Source organism: Limnothrix sp. HT2024 (genome assembly GCF_059138625.1).
Map to the genome: position 1 here is coordinate 3917962 of NZ_CM181121.1, position 20364 is coordinate 3938325.

Consider the following 20364-nt stretch of genomic DNA (forward strand, 5'->3'; position numbering starts at 1 on the left):
TACATTGCCATACAGCAAATAGGAGATAGGGCATCGAAATAAGCGACGCTTCTACCTGTGTCTTGCAGGTACTATCCAGACAAGGGTTACTGCTTTTGCTGACGACGAGTGGTGGCTAAACCGCCTAGGGCAAATAGCCCTAAGCCCAGAATAGTGCCCGGCTCAGGTACTGACACAGATTCAGATGGAACACTGACGTTAACAGTAGTCCGTCCATATCCCGTGGCAGTCAGATAGAGCGTGTCGTCTTTACCACGACCGTCGGCAGCTAGATCACGCAACGTAACATCGAATTTCGCACGATCTCCAGCAGGGACATCAAGATCTGTTCCAGCTTTTTCACCCGAGACATCACTGGAGACTTGACGAACGTAGTTATAGTCGTCGCTTTCAACGAACAGCTTCACGTCACTCAGTGCATTTTTGATACCCGTTTGGACGGCATCAACTAGGTTTGAGCTGTCTGCACTCAGAGTCACAACTTGACCGAAACCCAATTGACTCACTAAGTCTTGGTAAATCGAGGTTACGTCCGTTGTAGCGGCAAAGATCGGGACAATTCCTGAATCAAGCAAGGCCTTACGAACTTGCTCCACAAAGGGATAGTCCTCATTAGCGTCGATATTCGCGTCCCCATTGTTAGGGATTAAGCCGACGCTAGCGCCATCACCAGCCTTGTGATAACTCGCATCCGTCTGCAAGATCACAGCTTTAAAAGCACTGTCACGAAACCCAATTTCTGATTTGCTCCGTAAAGCAACCTGGAACAGCGCTTCTAGCTGCGACTCAGGTTCATCAGATCCCCAACCAATGGATAGACCGTTCACAGCAGTTTGTAGTGCAGATCCATCGCTGCTAAGGGCTAGGTCAGTTTTGTAAACATAGTCTCCCGGCGCACCTCCGAATGGAGCGATTGGCTTATCCACAAACGAACCCAATCCAAAACGCACGCTGGAGGAGATGCTACTTAGACCACTGACCAATCCGGGTACTGATGCCCTGACATTCGGCAGGTCATCACCAAAGGAACCAGATAAATCGTTGAGCAAAAAGACATCGAGTTCTGACGGGGCCTTGGTTTCCACTTCAACACGGAAAGCCAAGGGATCTTCTGGTTCTAAAAAAACATTGACAGTGGATGGGGTTACAGGTGTGCCAAGTGTAGTGCCAGTGATCATGCTGCCGGCCAAAGAGCTAGGCGCAAGCGATGCCCAGATAGTGGCTCCTGTGAGTAGGGGCGCTAAACTCAGGTGGATCTTTTGCATGAGGGTTCTCGTTTTTGGGGTTGCCTTGTGTGCGGCCGTTGCTGATTTAAACTGGAACGATCTTACTCACGGTGATCAACTAGTATGGTTTTTCTTACTAATGATCGTTATACGTCAGCAACGGGCTACAGATTCGGGAAAACAGCACAGTTCAGGTTTTAGTCCCCAATGATGGTTAACGCCCGTACTAGCAAGCATCCAGTCTTCATCCATGTTTGACCGAGGATCCTAGGAACTAAGCTAGTAAAATCAATCAGCCCATGGGTTAACCTAGCTTGGCGTTGTCATCAGGAGGGAGTAGCTGTCTGTGGATGTGTGATTATGACAACCTTAAGTGATCAAATAATTAGATCACAAGACTTATAAACAAAAACTGTCGGGATCAAAAACTGGATTAAATAAATCAAAGTCAAAATTGCACAAATTTGGCACGAGGCGATCGATAAAGATAATCCTGTGCTGTTTGGTGGCTTAAAGATCGATCGAGCCTGGGTCTTGCGACAGGCTTTGCGAGGTCACCGGCAGGGGCTGAGGCAAAGGCTGAAAATTCTAGTCTCAGAATGGGTTTTGCGGCATTGAGTCAGCAAAATTAGCACCTCTAGAGAAACTGAGGAGCCTGTGATTGGGTAATGTTAATGTCCAATCTCGGGTATTTTTGGTTACATCACCGGTCACATTGACCGATCGCCCCGGTGGTTTAACTCGGATCGGCGAAGGTTCGCGGATAAACCATGAGTTGGCTATTGCTTGGGGGTGGATCGCTTAATGCGAGATTGAAGTTTTATGAATTGTTGAATTAGGGAGAGCACCCAGGTGATTTTCTGAAGATTCGCTTCGAGGGCCGGTTCAAAGGTGCGGTAGGTCTGGCGAAATCCATAGATGCCGCGCTGGCCGATCGCGATGTTTTGCGGCGCATTGCCCAGGACGGTATGGGTGCTGCGGGCGGCGGATTCCAGGCCCTGGGCGGTGTTCCGCAGGGTGCGCCGTAGTTGCCACAGTTGCCAAGCCAGCCACAGGAGACCGATCGAGAGGAGGCCATCAATGCCCACGACCATCCACAGGCCGATCGCGTTGGGAACCGAAGACACTGCGCCCACAACAGGCTGGAAAGGGAACAAAACCATGGTGGCCAAGGGCGATCGGGACAGAAAACAGCAGTTTCCCGTAGGCTAGCACGGGTCACTTGGCCAACGGGCGGTTGGGGAGCAAGGCCTGTTGATGGAGGGTGGCTTGCACCAACTGTCGGAAATAGCTGATCGGTTGTAATTGCAGTCGATCGCGCGTTGTCACCAATACCACTTCCCGCTCGATCGCCGGATCCGCCAGCGGTAATACTCGCAAGCCTGGATCTTCCTTTGCCTCCAGCACGGCTGACTCTGGCAAAAGGGCCACACATTTTCCCTGGCGGACAACCCCCCGAAAGGCATCGAGGGTGTTCAGTTCCAAGGCAACCCGCAGGGTAATTCCCTCGCGGGCAAACTGTTCCTGCACCAACCGCTGCATTCCGTAGCCATCCTTGAACACCACGTGGGGATATTCCCCCAGATCCAGCCAGGAAACGGGCCCGTGGTTGGCGAGGGGATGGGAGGCGCTGACGAGGGCCACCACGGGTTCCTTATAAAGGGAATCCACCACCCAATCGGCGTTATTGGTCAAAAATCGGTTATTCATGACCACGGCCACATCCACCAACCCATCACGCAATACCTTGAGTGATCGATCGCTGCCCAAGGCCGTCACCCGCAATTGCACCTGGGGATAGGTTTGGATAAAGTCCTGCAAAATGGCAGGCAGTCGGTAGGCGCAAACGGAGTGGATGGCAGCGATGCAGAGTTCCGGTTGTTGACCTTCGCGCAGGTTGGCGATCGCCCGATTCGCCAAGTCCCACTCCTGCACCATGCGCCGGGCGTGAGGCAATAGTTGGTTACCGGCGAGGGTGAGTTGGATGGGGGTGCTGCGGCGAATCAGGCTTAGCCCCAGGGTAGACTCCAGGCTCTGAAGTTGGCGGCTGATGGTGGATTGTGTGACTCCGCAACGCTTAGCGGCGGCCTGGAAACCACCGGTATCCGCGATCGCAAGGAAGGCCTGTAACTGTTCGAGTCGCATGGGCTGGGGCAAGCAAGGAACCCAAGGGCGCGATCGGGGAGGTTGGGAAAACAATCCGCATCAAGGCCCGATCGCGGCCTAAGCCAGGAAACTTTGCCATAGTTCCCCGTTTCCTTGCGCGATCGCCCTGAACATTGCGCGACTCCGGCCCATGCTGTTTTTGAATGATGGGTTAATCAACGGTCGGTTAATTACCCCTAATTACCCCTAATTACCCCTAATCACTCCTAATGACTCATGGGCCAGCCCAGCGGTTGTTGATTAGCCCCGCGATCGAATGAGGCGCTGCACGGCCGCGATCGCGGGATTCAGCTCTGGCCCCTTGCGGTGGGGATCCGCCTCAAACGATCGCTGCTCCTGCTCAATCATCAACACATCCTGCTCCACCAACCCTTCCAGCAACTTGGCCGCCGCATTAAACATCCGATCTTTCACCCACTGGCGGATCACCACCGGCAACTGATGCAGCCGGCCAAAGGCATGAAGGGAGGTGAAATGCACCAAATAGGCCCGAGTGCGGGTGGCGCTAACGGGACAAAACAGGCAATAGATTTTAAATTCTTGGCCCAAGCTAGAGGCCCAGTGGGGATAGACATAGCTCACCGAGAGCGGCTCCGGGTGCAGTTGGCGCATGGCGGGGATAAACAGTTGCGCCACCGCCCAAATTTTGTCGATTCGGTAGTAGCTTTGGGCTTCGTAGAGAGCATCGACCCGATCGGGCGATTCGGTGAGCTGTTCCAACTTCGCGGAAGCCCAAGCCTGGTAGTCCTGATGCAAATGCCCGTGGTACATGTCCATCAGGTTTTCAATCAGGAAGGAAAAATGGCCCCGACAGTCGATCGTGGCCATGGAAGCGATGTAGTTTAAGTGGCTCCATTCCGGCAGCCCCATCGGTTCTGGCAACACCTGCCCCGGTTGTAATTCCCCTGGCCACAACCAAATGAACCCATCCAGTTCTCGCACCGGGTAGGTATGGATTCGGCAACTGGGCAGCTTTTGGTGATCTCCCAGGTAAGGCACATCCACACAGGCTCCAGCGCTGTCGAACTGCCAACCGTGGTACATGCACTCGATGTGATCGCCCACCACACGCCCATCCGACAACTTCACCAGCCGATGGGGACAGCAATCCTCCATCGCTTGCACTTGCCCTTGGGTATCGCGGTAAAGGACAATTGCCCGCCCCCAAAGCTCCACGCCCAGCGGCTGGCGAGTCACTTCCCGATCGCTCGCCACCACATACCAATGGTTAGGGTTGATGCCGGTTTCGCGCAGATGCACTGTCTTGGCCGGTTGAACAGTCGCGGGGGTGGCAGTTTCAGGAGACATAGGCAGCTCAAGCGAGTAAACAGACGATTAGTGGATTGGCCAACAATTTCAACCGTACCAAATCCATCAAGAAAGACCAAATTTTCGATCAGAGAGCGATCGGCACATTCTTGAAAGGGAGTGGCAACTATCGGACAGATTGCTTGGTTTTGAAAGTTCCGATCAAATTTCAAAAATCAAATTTCAAAAATCAAATAAAATCAATTGACTTTCAGATATTTTTGTTAAACGGCAATGTCTGTACTGTTGGTCAAGGCTATAATGATAAATGATTCTCAAATGAAATTAATTCAAGATAAGAATGATACTTGTTTTCGATCAAAACTTAATTTGATGAATTGAGAAAAACATAATTTTATTTTAAAAATCTCGCTTAATTTGGTTTTAAAAATGCCCAATTCATGGAAATTATTCAATTTCTGGACGGAGGTGTTATGAGTAGCAGCAATGAAAAATGGGGATTGCTAACTCAGGTTGTTTTAGCAATGATCACATTCCTGGGCATCGTCATTACTTCGATTGTAGGCAATTGGGATAAGCTCTTTGGAGATCGAAGTGCTGCCACGCCATCTCCCACACCCTCAGTGAAAGCCAGCGTTGACGTAACACCAGCTCCTGCGATCGCTACGATCAATCATGGATCCAAAGAGTCGTTGATTAATAGCACCATTTATATTCATATTTCCTCAGAGAAGCAGCGCAATGATGCAACGGCGCTCATGAGCAAGTTAAGGGATGATGGGGCATCGGTTCCTCGGGTGAGCAATTTGGTTGTAGATCGAGTTGTTCCGCCAGAGAAAGTTCAGAATTATTTTCCCAAATCAGAAATTCAGGTACGATTTTTTTATGAAGAAGATATGGTGAAAGCAAAACGCATTAAGAGTTTGGTCAACCAAGGCGCATGGAGTGATATCCAACTCATCCCTCTACTCAAGTTGTTAGATAAGGAGCCTCCCGGGACTCTGGAAATTTGGTATCCCGCTTCTCAACCCCAATAATTTCCCGCAAAATACGTTCGTTGGAACTACCGTTGGCACGACGGCCAACAGATATTCGATCGCCCTAGCCGTCATTTTGTCTGAGCTACCCGACTGGATTCGTTTGCAGAAGGCCCTGGCCGTGGAAGCGGAACGGGGCTTTGGGGATTTGGCTGGGCGGGAATATCGATTCAGTGAATTTTTGTGTTTGCAATTTGGCCGGCCGCCCCAGGGACTGTCTGCGAGCGATCGACGGCGGTGGCGGGAAACGGCGGCCCAGTTTGCGGACTATCCCAATTTGGACTTGGCCCAACGCAAGCGAATTGTGGTGAATACGCGGCAGTTTTTGCATCAGGTGCAGCGGGCCTGTGAGGGGGCGATCGCCGAGGCTGCGGCTCCAGAGGCGGCCCCCCGATCGCCCAAGCGCCCAAAAACCAAGGATTTGAACCAACTTCAACCGGCGGTCAGCACGCGATCGCTGACGTTGGATCTACCCCTGTCGCAGGTGCGATCGATCGGGACGCGATCGGGGGGGCGGCTGGCCAAGTTGGGCCTGTTGACGGTGCAGGATTTGCTGTGCCATTACCCTCGTGACTATATCGATTACGCTCGCCAGGTAAATATCCGCGACTTGGAAGGGGGCGAAACGGTGACAATTGTGGGAACGGTCAAGCGTTGTAACTGCTTCACCAGTCCCAAAAACTCGAAACTGACGATTTTTGAACTGATTCTGCGCGATCGCACGGGCCAAGTGCGAATTAGCAAGTTTTTTGCAGGAACCCGCTTTAGTTCGATCGCCTGGCAAAAGAGCCAACAAAGTCTCTATTCCTCAGGCACGCTGGTGGCCGCGTCCGGCCTGGTGAAGCAGGATAAATATGGCATTACGCTCGACAACCCTGATCTGGAAGTAATCGACAGCGCCGACGGGACGATCGCCTCCTTGACGGTGGGGCGGGTTGTGCCGGTCTATTCCCTGACCGAAGGAGTGACGGCGGATTTGGTGCGGCGATCGGTCTTGGCCGTGTTGCCCGCCGCCAGCCAAGTACCGGAAGCCCTGCCCCGCGACTTTCGTGAACGCTACAACCTGATCAAAATTGCCGACGCGATCGCCCAAGTGCATTTTCCCGCCGACGATGATCAGTTGGCGGCAGCCCGGCGACGGTTGATTTTCGATGAATTTTTCTACCTCCAGTTGGGATTGCTCCAGCGGCGATCGCAACAAAAGCGCCAGGAAACCAGTGTGGTCTTGGCCACCACTGGCCCTCTGATTGACCAATTTCATCAGGTGTTGCCCTTTGAGCTGACCGGGGCCCAAAAGCGTGTGGTGGGCGAAATTCTGGAAGACTTACAACGGCCTACCCCCATGAACCGTCTGGTGCAAGGGGATGTGGGATCTGGAAAAACCGTCGTGGCCGTGATCACCATCCTGGCGGCCATCCAGGCGGGCTACCAAGCGGCCCTGATGGCTCCCACGGAAGTGCTGGCGGAGCAACATTACCGAAAAATTGTGGGTTGGTTTAACCTGTTGCATTTGCCCGTGGAATTGCTGACGGGTTCCACGGGGGCCAAAAAACGGCGAGCCATCCATGCCCAATTGCAAACGGGGGAGTTGCCCCTGTTGGTGGGAACCCATGCCCTGATCCAAGACAAGGTGGAATTTTCCCGTTTGGGCTTGGCGGTGATTGATGAGCAGCACCGATTCGGGGTGCAACAGCGGGCCAAGCTGCAACAAAAGGGATTTCAGCCCCATGTGTTGACCATGACTGCTACGCCGATTCCGCGCACCTTGGCGCTGACGATCCATGGGGACTTGGATGTGAGCCAAATTGACGAGTTGCCGCCCGGCCGGCAGGCGATTCAAACCACGGTGTTGCGATCGGGCGATCGCCCGGCGGCCCATGACCTGATCCGCCGAGAAATTGCCCAAGGTCGCCAGGTTTACGTGGTGTTGCCGCTGGTGGAGGAGTCAGAAAAGCTCGATTTGAAATCCGCGATTGAGGAATATCAATACCTCTCTGAGGTGGTGTTTCCGGAGTTTCAGGTGGGTTTGCTCCATGGGCGCATGAGTTCGGCGGATAAAGACCGGGCGATCGAGCAATTTCGGCAAAACCAAACCCAGATTTTGGTGTCCACCACGGTGATTGAAGTGGGGGTGGATGTGCCCAACGCCACGGTGATGGTGATTGAACATGCGGAACGCTTCGGTTTGTCTCAGTTACACCAGTTGCGTGGTCGGGTGGGGCGGGGGGCGGCCCAGTCCTTTTGTTTGTTGATGAACACCAGCAAAAGCCCGGAAGCCAGCCAGCGGCTGGAGGTGTTGGCCCAATCTCAGGATGGCTTTTTTATTTCAGAGATGGATATGCGGTTTCGTGGCCCCGGTGAAGTGTTGGGCACGCGCCAATCGGGGTTGCCGGATTTTGCCCTGGCCAGCTTGGTGGACGATCGCGATGTGTTGAACCTGGCTCGATCGGCCGCTGAGGATTTGATCCACACCGACCCAGATTTGGCCAACCATCCTCGAATTGCCGCCGAACTGGGCTATCGGTATCGCAAGCTGTTGGGGGGTATGATTTTGACCTAGGCAAATTGGCGGCGGCGATCAAAGTGCGCCCCACCGATCAAAGCCCAACCTTTCACGATACCGAATCATGCCAGGCGCTGTGGATCGCTGTGGGACAGTGCGGCTTGTTTGTCGGCACCTCTGTACACATCCATATATATGTATTGTTGAACACAACTGTTGGGCCTGATCGGCGACCCGATCGCTGATCGAAGTTCGCAGTAGTGGACTGGGGGCCTGATCCAATCGGGATTGGATGGGAATCACAGGGGTGGCCGGGCCGCTGTTTGCCTGGGGAGGTTCCCTGGGGGCCTTCTGAGGAGCGATCGCGATCGATTCACGATTGATTATGTTTTTCAATCGCGATTAATGATTGGTAATTGTGATGTTTGACGGATTTTAAATTATTTTTGATAATCAATCGAGATTCCCGGTCAGTGATTAAAAAAATCTATAGTTGTCAGCCTCCCGGAGCAGGCGAATCAGGGTGAAAAATCCTGGTTCGTTTGACGATCTCAATTGAGCGGTTTGGGGTGAATTTCCCTGAAATACCGTTGTCTCAGTTCCTCAGTTGCCAAAAAATTCCATGCAACCCCAAATTGTGCTGGTTAATCCTCAAATTCCGCCCAATACGGGCAATATTGCCCGTACCTGCGCTGCCACTGGTACGGAACTGCACCTGGTGGGCCCTTTGGGCTTTGAAATTACCGATCGCTACCTCAAACGGGCTGGACTGGACTACTGGCCGTTTGTCAAGCTTCGCTATCATGCCGATTGGCCGACCTTTGCCGAATTTCACCGCCCGATCGGGGGACGGCTGATTGGATTTTCCAGCGGTGGCAGCACGTCCTATCACCACATCGCCTATGCCCCGACGGATTGGCTGCTGTTTGGCAGCGAAACGGAGGGGTTGCCGACTTCGGTGCTGGAAACTTGCGACCTGATTGCTCGCATTCCCATGGACTGTGCGGGTGTCCGTAGCCTGAATCTATCGTCAAGCACCGCGATCGGGCTGTTTGAGGCTCGGCGGCAGTTGGGATTATTGGGGTAAGTCCTGTTGTGGGTACAGGCGTTGCGAATGCATGGATTGAGGTCTCATATGGGCCAAATCAATAGACCAGGTAATCGACCAAAAGACCAAATTTGAATGGGGCGAGGCTGAATCCGTTGAGGTCGCATCAGCACCTGAGCATCAAGGGAGTAACGGAATAGCGATCGCCTGGAATTTGCCCATGCTGTCCATTTTTGACAGGGCCGATCGCAACCGATGGGTAGCCTGTTGCTGGATTCAGCGGTCTGGGGGAGCTGGAATCGGTGGTGATCGCCCGTCAGGGGCCGATGGAGTTGCTGAGGGCGTGTTTTGGCTCCCGATCGCCCAGTGATCGCCACCTGGCAATTGCTGGGCCGTGATTGCTCAGGTCTAATCAGCCCTCTAAAGCTCAGGGGCGATCGGCGTAACGGGGCTTTCGTGCCCCACAGGGGGCGATTGGACGATTGATTAATAAGAAAATCCTATCGATCAATCGTCCGAATTTTGCAGCGAATTTTACATTTTTTTTAATTCATCAGGCTCTAAAACGACATATTCCCCCCTTGGAAATCTTGACTAGGCAATCCAAGACACAGCGTAGAATTACGGTGATCCTGACCTGTCGGCTAAGTCTTGAAAGGGAGGTAATCCGATACTCGTTGTCAATGACTTGAACGCCTGAAAGTCTTTTGGAGAAAGAATTTTGGAAAAACGATGATCAAATAAGGAGTGCAATCCTGAACGGCAAAACATCACCGAAAGGCGCAATATTCATCAAGAAAACAAATACCGAAACTGTCACAAATCAGTTGCCAATCTGGTTAAACTTGCCTAAACCACAAAAGCAGGGTAGTCTTGCCTAAGCCTTAACTCGTATTAAGACCCCGGTCTAACCGAGCTTATCGCTGGCCGCCGCGTCGCACCTGAGCGGTGATCTAGCCATCCAAGGCGCTTGGGACGGCAAGGCTGATTCAATCGCAGTCCAATGGGCAATCAACGATTGAGCACCCCACCCACGACCAGAGTCGAGGCGAGTTCTGTGGTTTACCAGCCCAAGGCTTGCTGACTGCTGAGTTGCCAGCGCCCCAATGACCAACAATCCACATCGTGCGATGACCGAACAGTACCAACAAGCTCCCACGGAGACTAGTCGGAAGACCCGCGCCTCGATCGCGACGCTAGGGTTGGCAATCTCAATGGGTGCAACAGGGTTGCTGTTGCCCCGCCAAGGCGACCACGCGATTGCGGCAGAACCCAACCAGGCTCCGTCCCTCAGTAGCCAAGCCGTGGCGGCGGCCACCAGCAAGACCCACACGGTTCAAGCCAACGACACGATCGCGACCATCGCCCGTCAATACGATGTTGCGCCTGAAGCCCTGGCGGCGGCGAACCACCTGTCGATTGATGCTGTCCTGAGCGCTGGTCAACAACTCACCATTCCAGCCCGCAGCATTCCCCAACGCACCGTTGTTAGCGCGATCGAGCCAATCACCGCCGAAGTGGAAACGGCGACCTTGAGCGCGCCCACCGTCGAAACGAGTCAAACAACGGCTGAAGCGAATTCCGAGCAATTTTCCGCCTCCCTGGCCCATGGCGAAAGCGAAGCCGACAGCCAGACCACAGCAATCACCCTCGATCGCAGCCGAATTCCAGCCCTCCCGGACAACCAGGTTGAAGTGGCTGCGGTTGCACCGGAAGCGTCCGTTGTGATTGACGCTTCGGCCACTGCTGCCGAGTCGGCTAGCGCCAACAGTCCTGCTGTGACTGAAATTCCCGCCGCAGAAGCCCCTTCTTCGCCCAACACGATCGACCTGCTGGCCGATGCTGCTGCCATCCGGAGCATCGATCGCTTGCAGGCCCAAAGCCAACGATTGAGCCAAGCCTTGGAGTCTCTGGCGGCGAATACCGGAAACCTGCTGGGTTCCACCACTGAGGCGATCGAACTGCTGGCCCTGGAGCCGCAACCAACCACTGAATCAGCAGAGGTTCCCACGACCGATCGCACCGAAGAAACCGTTGCACTGCAATCGGCGACTACGGCCGAGCGTGCTTCTGCAGATGCGGTCACTCCCACTGCCAACGACCTGGTGGTTAGCATCCCCACCGCCGCTGATTATCGACTCACGGCCGTTGCAGTTCCCACGCAGCGGCTCGATCGCCCGGCTGTCCCCGTGAGTGCTGCGGCTGCTCGGACGGTTGCAACGGAAGAAGTTGGCGGTGGTGCTGTCAATCTTCTGAGCCATGCGGCCACCGCTCAATCCTTGGCCGGTGCTGCCGATGTGCCCACCGCCAGCAGCCGCCTTCAACAGGGAACAGCAAACAGCGACCTAGCCAGCCCACGCTATAGCCCCTACATTGATGGTCTGCGAGCTGAAATTCAGGCCCTGCAAGCTCGCTACCAAAACCAAACCGGCGAATCAAGCCGCAGCGGTGCCATCAGCCTGTTGGCTCCGGCCGCTGCCACCGCCGTGGCCGCCAGCCAAGCCAGCACCGTGGCTAATCAAGCGGCAACCGTGGCTGTGCAACCTCCCTCTGCGCCCCTGAGCGATCGCCCGCTGGCCCTGAGCCAACCGATGCCGGAGGCGGATCCGCGTCGCAGCCAACTGATTGCAGCCGCCTCCGAACCGCTGAATGCTCGTAATCCCCGTGTGCAAACTCTGCTCAATGCCAGTGTTTCGCCGCAACTGCCGCCCCTGTCGGATCCTTCAGCTTACCTACCGGGCGCACAACCCCAGACCATGCGCGGCTACATCTGGCCGAGCCAAGGCATTCTGACTTCCGGCTATGGCTGGCGCTGGGGCCGGATGCACCGAGGCATTGATATTGCAGCCCCTGTGGGTACACCGGTTGTGGCTGCGGCTGATGGCGTGGTGGCAACTTCCGGTTGGGACAGCGGTGGCTACGGTAACAAGGTGGATATTCGCCACCCGGATGGCAGCCTCACTCGCTATGCCCACAACAGCCGTCTTTTGGTACGGGCTGGCCAAACCGTCCGCCAAGGTCAACTGATTGCAGAAATGGGCAGCACTGGTCGCAGCACTGGCCCCCACCTGCACTTTGAAATTCGCCCATCGGGCAAAGGCGCAGTAAACCCGATGGCCTTCTTGCCGAGCGGTGGACTACGGGCGGCTCGTTAGGTTAACTGACGCTCCAATCCCTGCTTAGGTTCCCCTAAACTAAACCCGTGCTGGACGCGATCGCTGCATCCGGCATGGGTTTTTTAGTGGGCATTTTTAGTGGCATTTTTTAGTTGGCAATTAATTTTGGGTGTTTGGGGTGTTTGGGGTGGGTCTCTCTGGAGATGCCTCTGGGGAACCGGTTGAAGTTTTCGAGTTTAAACTTAAAAGCATTGTCCCTAATGGGCCATGCATCAGGCTGACCTTGCGAGTGACTTTGCTTGCGAGTGACTTTGCTTGCGAGTGACTTTGTTAGATTGAACCGTTTGCGGGAGAGAACCATGCGACTACTTCACACCATGCTGCGGGTGGGCGACTTGCAGCGATCGCTCGATTTCTATTGCAATGTGTTGGGGATGAAACTCTTGCGCCAAAAGGATTATCCCGATGGCAAGTTCACGCTGGCCTTTGTGGGCTATGGGGACGAGTCAGAAACGGCCGTCATTGAGCTAACCCACAACTGGGGCGTGGAGTCCTACGAACTCGGGACGGCCTACGGTCACATTGCTCTGGGGGTAGATGATATCTATGCCACCTGCGAGGAAATCACGACCCGGGGTGGGCGAGTGACCCGCGCCCCCGGCCCCATGAAACATGGCTCGACGGTGATTGCCTTCGTGGAGGATCCAGACGGCTACAAGGTGGAACTCATTCAACTCAAAAATCAGGATGCTGCCCCATCTCCATCCCTAGCAACGGCGGCTTCTTAAGTGTGGGTGGTTCAGGCGGAGCGCGGGGCCCGTTGAAAGGATTTGGGCCCCGATCGGGAGGTGTCTAGCAGTCCATCAACCCGGCGGCCAGGCGAGTGATCGTCCGCCCAGCACATGGAAGTGCAGATGAAAAACCGTTTGTCCGCCATCTTCGCCTGTGTTGGCCACCACACGATAGCCCTGATCTAGGCCTTCCTGTTGGGCAACTTTTTGGATCACAAGCATCAAATGCCCCAGTAGTGCTTGATCTTCCGCCGTGGCCGCCGCCAGGTTCTCGATCGGCTTTTTAGGAATCACCAACAGGTGGACGGGGGCTTGCGGATTCACATCCCGAAAAGCCAAGGCCAGGTCGTCTTCATACACGATCGCGGCGGGAATTTCGCGGCGGATGATTTTGCCAAAAATGGTGTCGCCACCGACAGTCATGGGAATAGGCTCCTTCGGAACGCAGAAATAATGCAGAAATTGGGAACATGAAAGCGTGGGGGTGCGAGCAGCCCTGGTGCGGGGAACCGCTCGCCGGCCGGGCGATCGAGTAGACTCTAGCACTCTGCTGTGGGTTCGATGATGGTTCGATCGATTCACTGGCCACCATTGGGCTGCGCTTCAGGATCGATCCAAAGACCGATCGCGCTGGCTACCGCCACGAGCCGAGATGACGAGCCAAGCTCACGGCTCAGGATCAAGGGGGGCAATTAATCAACCGTTATGGTTAATCCTCAGATTTCTTTAAGATTTGCGGCGAAAACGTTACATCTGGTAATATTTAGATGAGCGAGAATCCTTAGCCCATCAACACCTTGGCCCATTATTGGCCAACACAACCGACTGGAATTGATCTCAATTAGTTGCGATCCATTCCCTAAACCGTCGGTTACTGGTGACTTGTCAATCCATTGGGTTGAAGGGCGATTGCGTTCAGACCGCACCGCATTTGACAGACGTGCATTCACGTTTCTTAATTTCCCTTTGGCGACTGAATGACACCATTCAACCGTCGAAACCCCTTCTCCGTTGATTGCTGAAGTGTTCATCAATCGGCTGCGATCGGCTGATTTTGCTCGAATTGTTCTGAAACAATTCATGAATCAAAATAACCAGCCCAATCAGTAGCCAACGTTGATGAATAACTGCAAGCTTTTTAAATGAAATCAACAAAAATGTTGGCAGAAAATTCCTTGCAGACGATCACAGAATCAGGGCGATCGCGCGGCAAAATCCTGATTGTCGATGATGAATCGGCATTGCGGATGATCCTGACTACGCGCCTTTCGCTGGCGGGGTATGAAGTCGTGTCGGCGGCGGATGGAGAGGAGGCCCTCGAGGTATTTGACCGCGAGGATCCCGATCTGGTGGTGTTGGATGTGATGATGCCGAAAATTGACGGCTATGGCGTTTGCCAAACCCTGCGCCAAAACTCCGATGTGCCGATCATTATGTTGACGGCCTTGGGCGATGTGGGCGATCGCATCACTGGCTTACAAATGGGAGCCGATGATTATTTAGCTAAACCTTTTTCCCCTAAAGAATTAGAGGCGCGAATTGCCTGTGTGCTGCGTCGGGTGAAGGACAAAACCACGCCGCCCCCGATCGGGAATGGCACGATTCAAATTGGTTCCCTGCGAGTCGATACCCGGAAGCGCCAGGTTTATCGCAGCGATCGACGAATTCGTCTGACCCATACGGAATTCAGCCTGTTGGAATTGCTGTTTAGCCGCAATGGGGAAGCCGTGCCCCGGGGCGAAATTCTGCAAACTCTCTGGGGTTATGCCCCTCGGATCCAAGCGGACATGCGGGTGGTGGACGTGCATGTGGCGCGGCTGCGATCGAAACTGGAAGACGATCCGCGTAACCCAGAGATTATCTTGACGGTGCGCGGCACGGGCTACGCGGCTCCTCGGATGGCCGACAGTTCTGAGGCGATCGGGGCTTAAGGATTCGCCCAAAGGGATCTGCGCAAAAGAATCTGCTCAACCCATGGTTAATCGATAGTTAATCGGCCGAGGGCGCGGGGTCAGGGCATTTCATGATCGTGCTCTGATCGCCTTTTGATCGCCTTGCTCCTTCTGGGCTGCTAGCTCGATCGCAATCCATTGCGCCCGTTTGCAAGGTCGGTTGCTACGATCGAAGGGCGGGGCAAGCTCGATCGCTCCGGCTGGATCAGAAGGCAACATCATGACATTTGACTACGACCTCTTCGTTATTGGTGCAGGCTCCGGCGGGCTGGCCGCTTCCAAGCGAGCCGCCAGCTATGGCGCAAAAGTGGCGATCTCAGAAAGCGACCTCGTGGGCGGCACTTGCGTAATTCGCGGTTGCGTGCCCAAAAAGCTCATGGTCTATGCATCCCAGTTTGCCCACTGGTACGAGGATGCCACGGGCTACGGTTGGTCAGCAGTGGAGCCAGAGCACGACTGGCCTAAGCTGATCAATGCGGTGCAGACGGAAGTGATGCGCCTTAACAAACTACACATCAGTTTTCTGGAAAAAGCGGGCGTAGAGCTGATTTCGGGTCTGGGGCGATTTGTGGATGAGCACCGGATTGAAATCGTTAGCCCCAGCGGCACTCGCGAAGTGACCGCCCGCTACATCCTGATTGCCGTGGGTGGCGAAGCCGTGCGCCCAGATGTGCCCGGCATTGAACATACGATCACCTCTCGGGAGATGTTCCTGCTGAAGGAGCGACCCCAACGGTTTGTGGTCTTAGGTGGGGGCTATATCGGCGTGGAATTTGCCGGAATCCTGAAGGGCTTAGGCTCTGAGGTGACGCAAGTGTTGCGGGGCGATCGAATCCTGCGCGGCTTTGATAGTGACATTCGGGATCAAATCCAGCAAGCCATGGTCGATCGAGGCATTGCTGTACATACCCATGCCGATATCGCCACCCTCCAAATTGAAAAAACCGATGCCGGCCTGCGGATGCAGTTCAAAACAACTGACGGCGTGGCCCATGAGTTGATGGCCGATGCCATCCTGAGTGCCACGGGCCGCAAACCCAAGCCTCAAATTGAGCCGCTGAACCTCGATCGTGCCGGGGTGGCAGTGGCGAATGGGGCGATCGCCGTGACGGCCGACCACTGCACCAACCAGCCCCACATCTACGCCGTGGGCGACTGCACCGATCGGGTTAATCTCACCCCCGTGGCGATCGCGGAAGGGCGCGCCTTTGCGGACACGGTATTTGGTCACCAGCCCCGCACTATCAGCCATCGCAATATTCCCTCCGCCGTGTTTTCGCAACCGGAAGCCGCCACCGTGGGCATGACCGAAGAGGAAGCCCGCGCTGTTTATGGCGATCGGGTGAAAATCTACCGGGCCCGCTTCCGCCCAATGATCTACAGCCTGACCGACTGCACCGAAAAGGTGTTGGTCAAACTGGTGGTGGAAGGTGAAGACGAGCGAATTTTAGGGGTGCATATGGTGGGTAAAGATGCGGCGGAAATTATCCAAGGCATGGCTATTCCTGTGGTGATGGGGGCAACGAAGGCCGACTTCGATCGCACCATGGCCATTCATCCTTCCACCGCTGAAGAGTTCGTGACCCTGCGATAGATTGCCCAGGGCGATCGCCCCATTCCCGATTAATGGATCATGGATTCATGCGCAACTCATGATTGATGTGCGATGTATCGATGATCAATTCATCCATGAGTTGATCGTGCTTGATTTATTCATGAACAATCGGCAGCTTATGGCCAATTATTTCGCTGTTGGTTTGCAGTTAATTTGCAGTTAATTTGCAATTGGTTTGCAATTCGTTCATGATCAAGATCACGATCAACGCAATCATGATCAACCCAGGATCAATTCATCATCAATTGGTTAGCCACTCATTGGCGACTGATCAATGATTTGGTAATTGATTCGTGGCTGGTTCCCGATCGGTTTCCAATCACCACCTTCCAAACACCCTAACTCTGGATCGCTATGACCCTCGCTCAAGATCGCGCCCAAGAAACCAACGCTCGGGACTTGTTCCGGGCCGCCTACGAAAATCGCTATACCTGGGATGCTAACTTTCCGGGTTACACCGCCGATGTGGAATTGCGTCAAGGGGAAGAAAGCTATCGGGGATCCGTGGCGATCGCGGCCGATTTCAGCGTCAGCGTCACCGGCATTGACCATCCCGAAGTGTTGAAAACGTTGGAACATCAACTGCGCGATATTGTCACCCATCGTCAGCGCAGCAGCTTCGACAAGGCCCACGGCCAAAACGAATTTACCTTAGGAGCCACTGACGAAACGGGCGCAGTGGAAGTGTTGGTTACTGGGAAATCCATGGGATCCAGCTACAAAGTGCGCGATCGGGAAATTTGCCATGTGGAGCGTCCCGTGGGCCCCATGAAATTCATCATTGACACCCAAACAACGATGGATACCGGTGAAGGCTATTTGCCCACCTTGACCGATGCCAATTGCTATAAGCTGCCGGAAAACCAACTGGTGAAGCAGGTGCGCTATGAAGACACCCATGAGCGGGTTGGCAACTACGTTTTGATGAGTTCTCAAACCATTCGGGTCAAGGAAGGAGACCAAGAAATCGTCACCACGATGACGTTTTCTAATCTGAAATTGCAAGGATAAATCAGGTAAACTTCCGTCTGATGATTCCTTGTTAATGCCGGTTATCAGTCATTTGGCAGTAATTGCCAGCGCATTACTTGAAATTGGCTGACCCCTTGCTAATCGCTTGCTGATAATTGGTTGGTTCATGACCAACAATTGACTAGCAATTACTAGCAATTAGTAGACCATTGGCTAACAATGCGGGTGGAATTTTTCCGCCCGCTTTTTTGTTGTGAATCGCATCAGGAATTCAGTACAAGGGCCCTCAACCATTGCTCCGGGAATTGACCTCGCGCCTAGAATGGGAGAAAGATTGGTTCGATCGCCCCCTATGCCTTACCCGCTGCACGTTGCCTTTGTTTGGCATCAACACCAGCCCCTCTACAAAAGCCGTGGCAACCTGGCCGAAATAGCCTTGGCAGACGTGCCCCAACAGTCAGAAGAAGCGCAATATCGATTGCCTTGGGTGCGATTGCATGGCACCAAGGACTATCTCGATTTGATTTTGATGTTGGAACGGTTCCCCCGGTTGCGTCAAACCGTGAACTTGGTTCCTTCTCTGATCTTGCAAATTGAAGATTATGTGGCGGGCCGGGCGATCGACCCCTACTTGGCCCTGGCGCTCACCCCTGCTGAACAACTGCAACCGACACAAAAGCGCTTTGTGCTGGAGCATTTTTTTGATGGCAACCACCGCACCTTGGTGGATCCCCATCCTCGCTATTGCCAATTGTTTGAACAACGAAATGATTTGGGAATTCCTTGGTGTTTAGACCATTGGAAACCCGAGGATTTTGGAGATCTGTTGGCTTGGCATAACCTGGCTTGGATTGATCCGTTGTTTTGGGATGATCCAAAAATTGCCGGTTGGTTAGAACGGGGCAAGGATTTTTCGCTCACCGATCGCCAAGAAATTTGGGATAAGCAACGGGAAATTTTGGCGCAAATTATTCCCAAGCACCGATCGATGCAGGAGTCGGGCCAGTTGGAAGTGACCACCACGCCCTACACCCATCCCATTTTGCCCCTGTTGGCCGATACGGATGCGGGCCGGGTGGCCATTCCCCAAATGCAACTGCCCGCGAGCCGGTTTCAGTGGGCGGAAGATATTCCCCGGCATCTGGAACGGGCCAAAGCCATGTATCACGAGCGGTTTGGCTGTTTGCCTCGGGGGCTGTGGCCTTCGGAGCAGTCCGTGAGTCCGGCGATTTTGCCCGATGTGGCGGCGGCCGGTTTCCAATGGTTAATTTCCGATGAGGCGGTGTTGGGCTGGACGATCGAGCATTTCTTCCACCGCGACGGATCTGGCAATGTTCTGGAGCCACAGTATCTTTACCAGCCCTATCGCCTGGCCACGGATCAGGGAGACTTGGCGATCGTGTTCCGTGACCACCGCCTTTCGGATCTGATTGGCTTTAGCTATGCGGGGATGGAACCCCAACATGCTGCCCAAGACTTGATTGGCCACTTGGAAGCGATTACTCGGCAACTGAAGCAACGCCAAGGGGACGATCGCACCAGCCTAGAGCAGCCTTGGTTGGTGACCATTGCTCTGGATGGGGAAAACTGCTGGGAATATTACGATCGGGACGGGATGCCCTTCTTGGACGCGCTCTACAGCCGCCTCAGCCAGCATCCTGAAATTGAGCTGGTAACCGTGGGTGATTATCTCGATCGGTTCCCGCCCCGCGAAACCCTGCCGGTCGATCGCCTGCACAGTGGCTCTTGGGTGGATGGCTCCTTTTCCACCTGGATTGGTGACCCGGCCAAAAACCGCGCCTGGGATTTGCTGACGGCGGCCCGCGAAGCCCTGGCTCGCCACCCGGAAGCCACCGAAACCACCAATCCGGCCGCCTGGGAAGCGCTCTATGCGGCGGAGGGTTCCGATTGGTTTTGGTGGTTTGGGTTTGGCCACTCGTCGAATCAAGATGCCATTTTTGATCGCCTGTTTCGGGAGCACCTGTGCGCCATTTACCAAGCCCTGAACGAACCCATTCCCCCGGAATTATTGGAGCCGGTGGAAGTCCATGAAGCCACGGGCGATCGCACCCCCCAAAACTTCATTCACCCGATCATTGACGGCTGTGGCGATGATCAAGACTGGAACCAAGCGGGCCGGATTGCGGTGGGTGGTTCCCGGGGCACGATGCACCAATCCAGCCCGATTCAAACCATTTGGTACGGAGTGGATCACCATCACTTTTATGTCCGGCTGGATTTCCAAACCGGCAAACAGCCCGATGAAATTCACCTGTGCTGGTTCTATCCCGATCGCCCCGCCCACAACAGTCCTGTGCCCCTGGAGCAATTGCCCGATTTGGCCCCGGCCAACTACCACTATCGCCATCACATCGGCCTAAAGTTGCCCACCAAAACTCTTTGGTTCTCGGAAGCGGCGGAATTCGACACCTGGCGGGCCCGACCCAGCCGCGCCCGCTTCGCCGTGGATAGCTGTTTGGAGCTGGCGGTTCCTTGGGATGATTTGCCCGTCGAGCCAGATTGGGGGCTGCGTTTGGCCCTGTTTGTGGCCCATCGAGGTGAATTTAGCGAAGTGTTACCCGGCGAGGATTTGATTCAAATGGGCGTGCCCTAGGGTCTGTCGTCATTTCCTGGGATCCAGTAAAAACGGTTGATCTGTCATACGCTAA

The 20364-nt window shown here is 54.4% G+C and carries 14 protein-coding genes; 9 read left to right on the top strand and 5 right to left on the bottom strand.

Annotated features, from left to right (window positions below):
* Nucleotides 1-86: 86 nt before the first annotated feature.
* The 4 genes from AC2IAX_RS16055 to AC2IAX_RS16070 form a co-directional block, all read right to left on the bottom strand.
* Nucleotides 87-1265, bottom strand: a complete 1179-nt coding sequence (locus AC2IAX_RS16055; RefSeq protein ID WP_494388356.1) for a PEP-CTERM sorting domain-containing protein — start codon at nt 1263-1265, stop codon at nt 87-89.
* 740 nt (nt 1266-2005) lie between these two features.
* The gene (locus tag AC2IAX_RS16060; RefSeq protein ID WP_494388357.1) at nt 2006-2389 is read right to left on the bottom strand and encodes a hypothetical protein; all 384 of its coding nucleotides are present in this window, start codon (nt 2387-2389) and stop codon (nt 2006-2008) included.
* Between the two features lie 55 nt (nt 2390-2444).
* Nucleotides 2445-3371, bottom strand: coding sequence for a LysR family transcriptional regulator (locus AC2IAX_RS16065; protein ID WP_494388358.1), 927 nt, complete (start codon nt 3369-3371; stop codon nt 2445-2447).
* Between the two features lie 261 nt (nt 3372-3632).
* Nucleotides 3633-4700: an aromatic ring-hydroxylating dioxygenase subunit alpha gene (locus tag AC2IAX_RS16070; protein WP_494388359.1), complete on the bottom strand. Its 1068-nt coding sequence runs from the start codon at nt 4698-4700 to the stop codon at nt 3633-3635.
* 401 nt (nt 4701-5101) lie between these two features.
* Between AC2IAX_RS16070 and AC2IAX_RS16075 the strand changes: the two genes are divergently transcribed.
* The 5 genes from AC2IAX_RS16075 to gloA all read left to right on the top strand — a co-directional run bounded on the left by AC2IAX_RS16075 (nt 5102) and on the right by gloA (nt 13153).
* Nucleotides 5102-5698, top strand: coding sequence for a hypothetical protein (locus tag AC2IAX_RS16075; protein WP_494388360.1), 597 nt, complete (start codon nt 5102-5104; stop codon nt 5696-5698).
* Nucleotides 5699-5771: 73 nt separating this feature from the next.
* Nucleotides 5772-8258 (top strand): ATP-dependent DNA helicase RecG, encoded by a 2487-nt coding sequence (gene recG, locus AC2IAX_RS16080; RefSeq protein WP_494390418.1) that lies wholly within the window; start codon nt 5772-5774, stop codon nt 8256-8258.
* Nucleotides 8259-8823: 565 nt separating this feature from the next.
* Nucleotides 8824-9288, top strand: coding sequence for a tRNA (cytidine(34)-2'-O)-methyltransferase (locus tag AC2IAX_RS16085; RefSeq protein WP_494388361.1), 465 nt, complete (start codon nt 8824-8826; stop codon nt 9286-9288).
* 1091 nt (nt 9289-10379) lie between these two features.
* Nucleotides 10380-12404 (top strand): LysM peptidoglycan-binding domain-containing M23 family metallopeptidase, encoded by a 2025-nt coding sequence (locus tag AC2IAX_RS16090; RefSeq protein ID WP_494388362.1) that lies wholly within the window; start codon nt 10380-10382, stop codon nt 12402-12404.
* Nucleotides 12405-12724: 320 nt separating this feature from the next.
* The gene (gloA, locus tag AC2IAX_RS16095; protein WP_099533404.1) at nt 12725-13153 is read left to right on the top strand and encodes a lactoylglutathione lyase; all 429 of its coding nucleotides are present in this window, start codon (nt 12725-12727) and stop codon (nt 13151-13153) included.
* Nucleotides 13154-13228: 75 nt separating this feature from the next.
* Here the strand turns inward: gloA and AC2IAX_RS16100 are convergent, their stop codons facing one another.
* Nucleotides 13229-13579: a histidine triad nucleotide-binding protein gene (locus AC2IAX_RS16100; protein WP_190525925.1), complete on the bottom strand. Its 351-nt coding sequence runs from the start codon at nt 13577-13579 to the stop codon at nt 13229-13231.
* A gap of 734 nt (nt 13580-14313) precedes the next feature.
* Here AC2IAX_RS16100 and rpaB point away from each other — a divergent pair.
* From rpaB to AC2IAX_RS16120, 4 genes are all read left to right on the top strand, one after another.
* The gene (gene rpaB, locus AC2IAX_RS16105; RefSeq protein WP_494390419.1) at nt 14314-15087 is read left to right on the top strand and encodes a response regulator transcription factor RpaB; all 774 of its coding nucleotides are present in this window, start codon (nt 14314-14316) and stop codon (nt 15085-15087) included.
* Nucleotides 15088-15328: 241 nt separating this feature from the next.
* Nucleotides 15329-16702, top strand: coding sequence for a glutathione-disulfide reductase (gene gor / locus AC2IAX_RS16110; protein ID WP_494388363.1), 1374 nt, complete (start codon nt 15329-15331; stop codon nt 16700-16702).
* A 375-nt stretch (nt 16703-17077) separates the two neighbouring features.
* Nucleotides 17078-17734 carry a DUF3386 domain-containing protein gene (locus tag AC2IAX_RS16115; RefSeq protein WP_494388364.1) on the top strand — a complete coding sequence of 219 codons (657 nt, stop codon included), beginning with the start codon at nt 17078-17080 and terminating at the stop codon, nt 17732-17734.
* Between the two features lie 313 nt (nt 17735-18047).
* Nucleotides 18048-20309, top strand: a complete 2262-nt coding sequence (locus AC2IAX_RS16120) for a glycoside hydrolase family 57 protein (protein WP_494388365.1) — start codon at nt 18048-18050, stop codon at nt 20307-20309.
* Nucleotides 20310-20364: the final 55 nt, after the last annotated feature.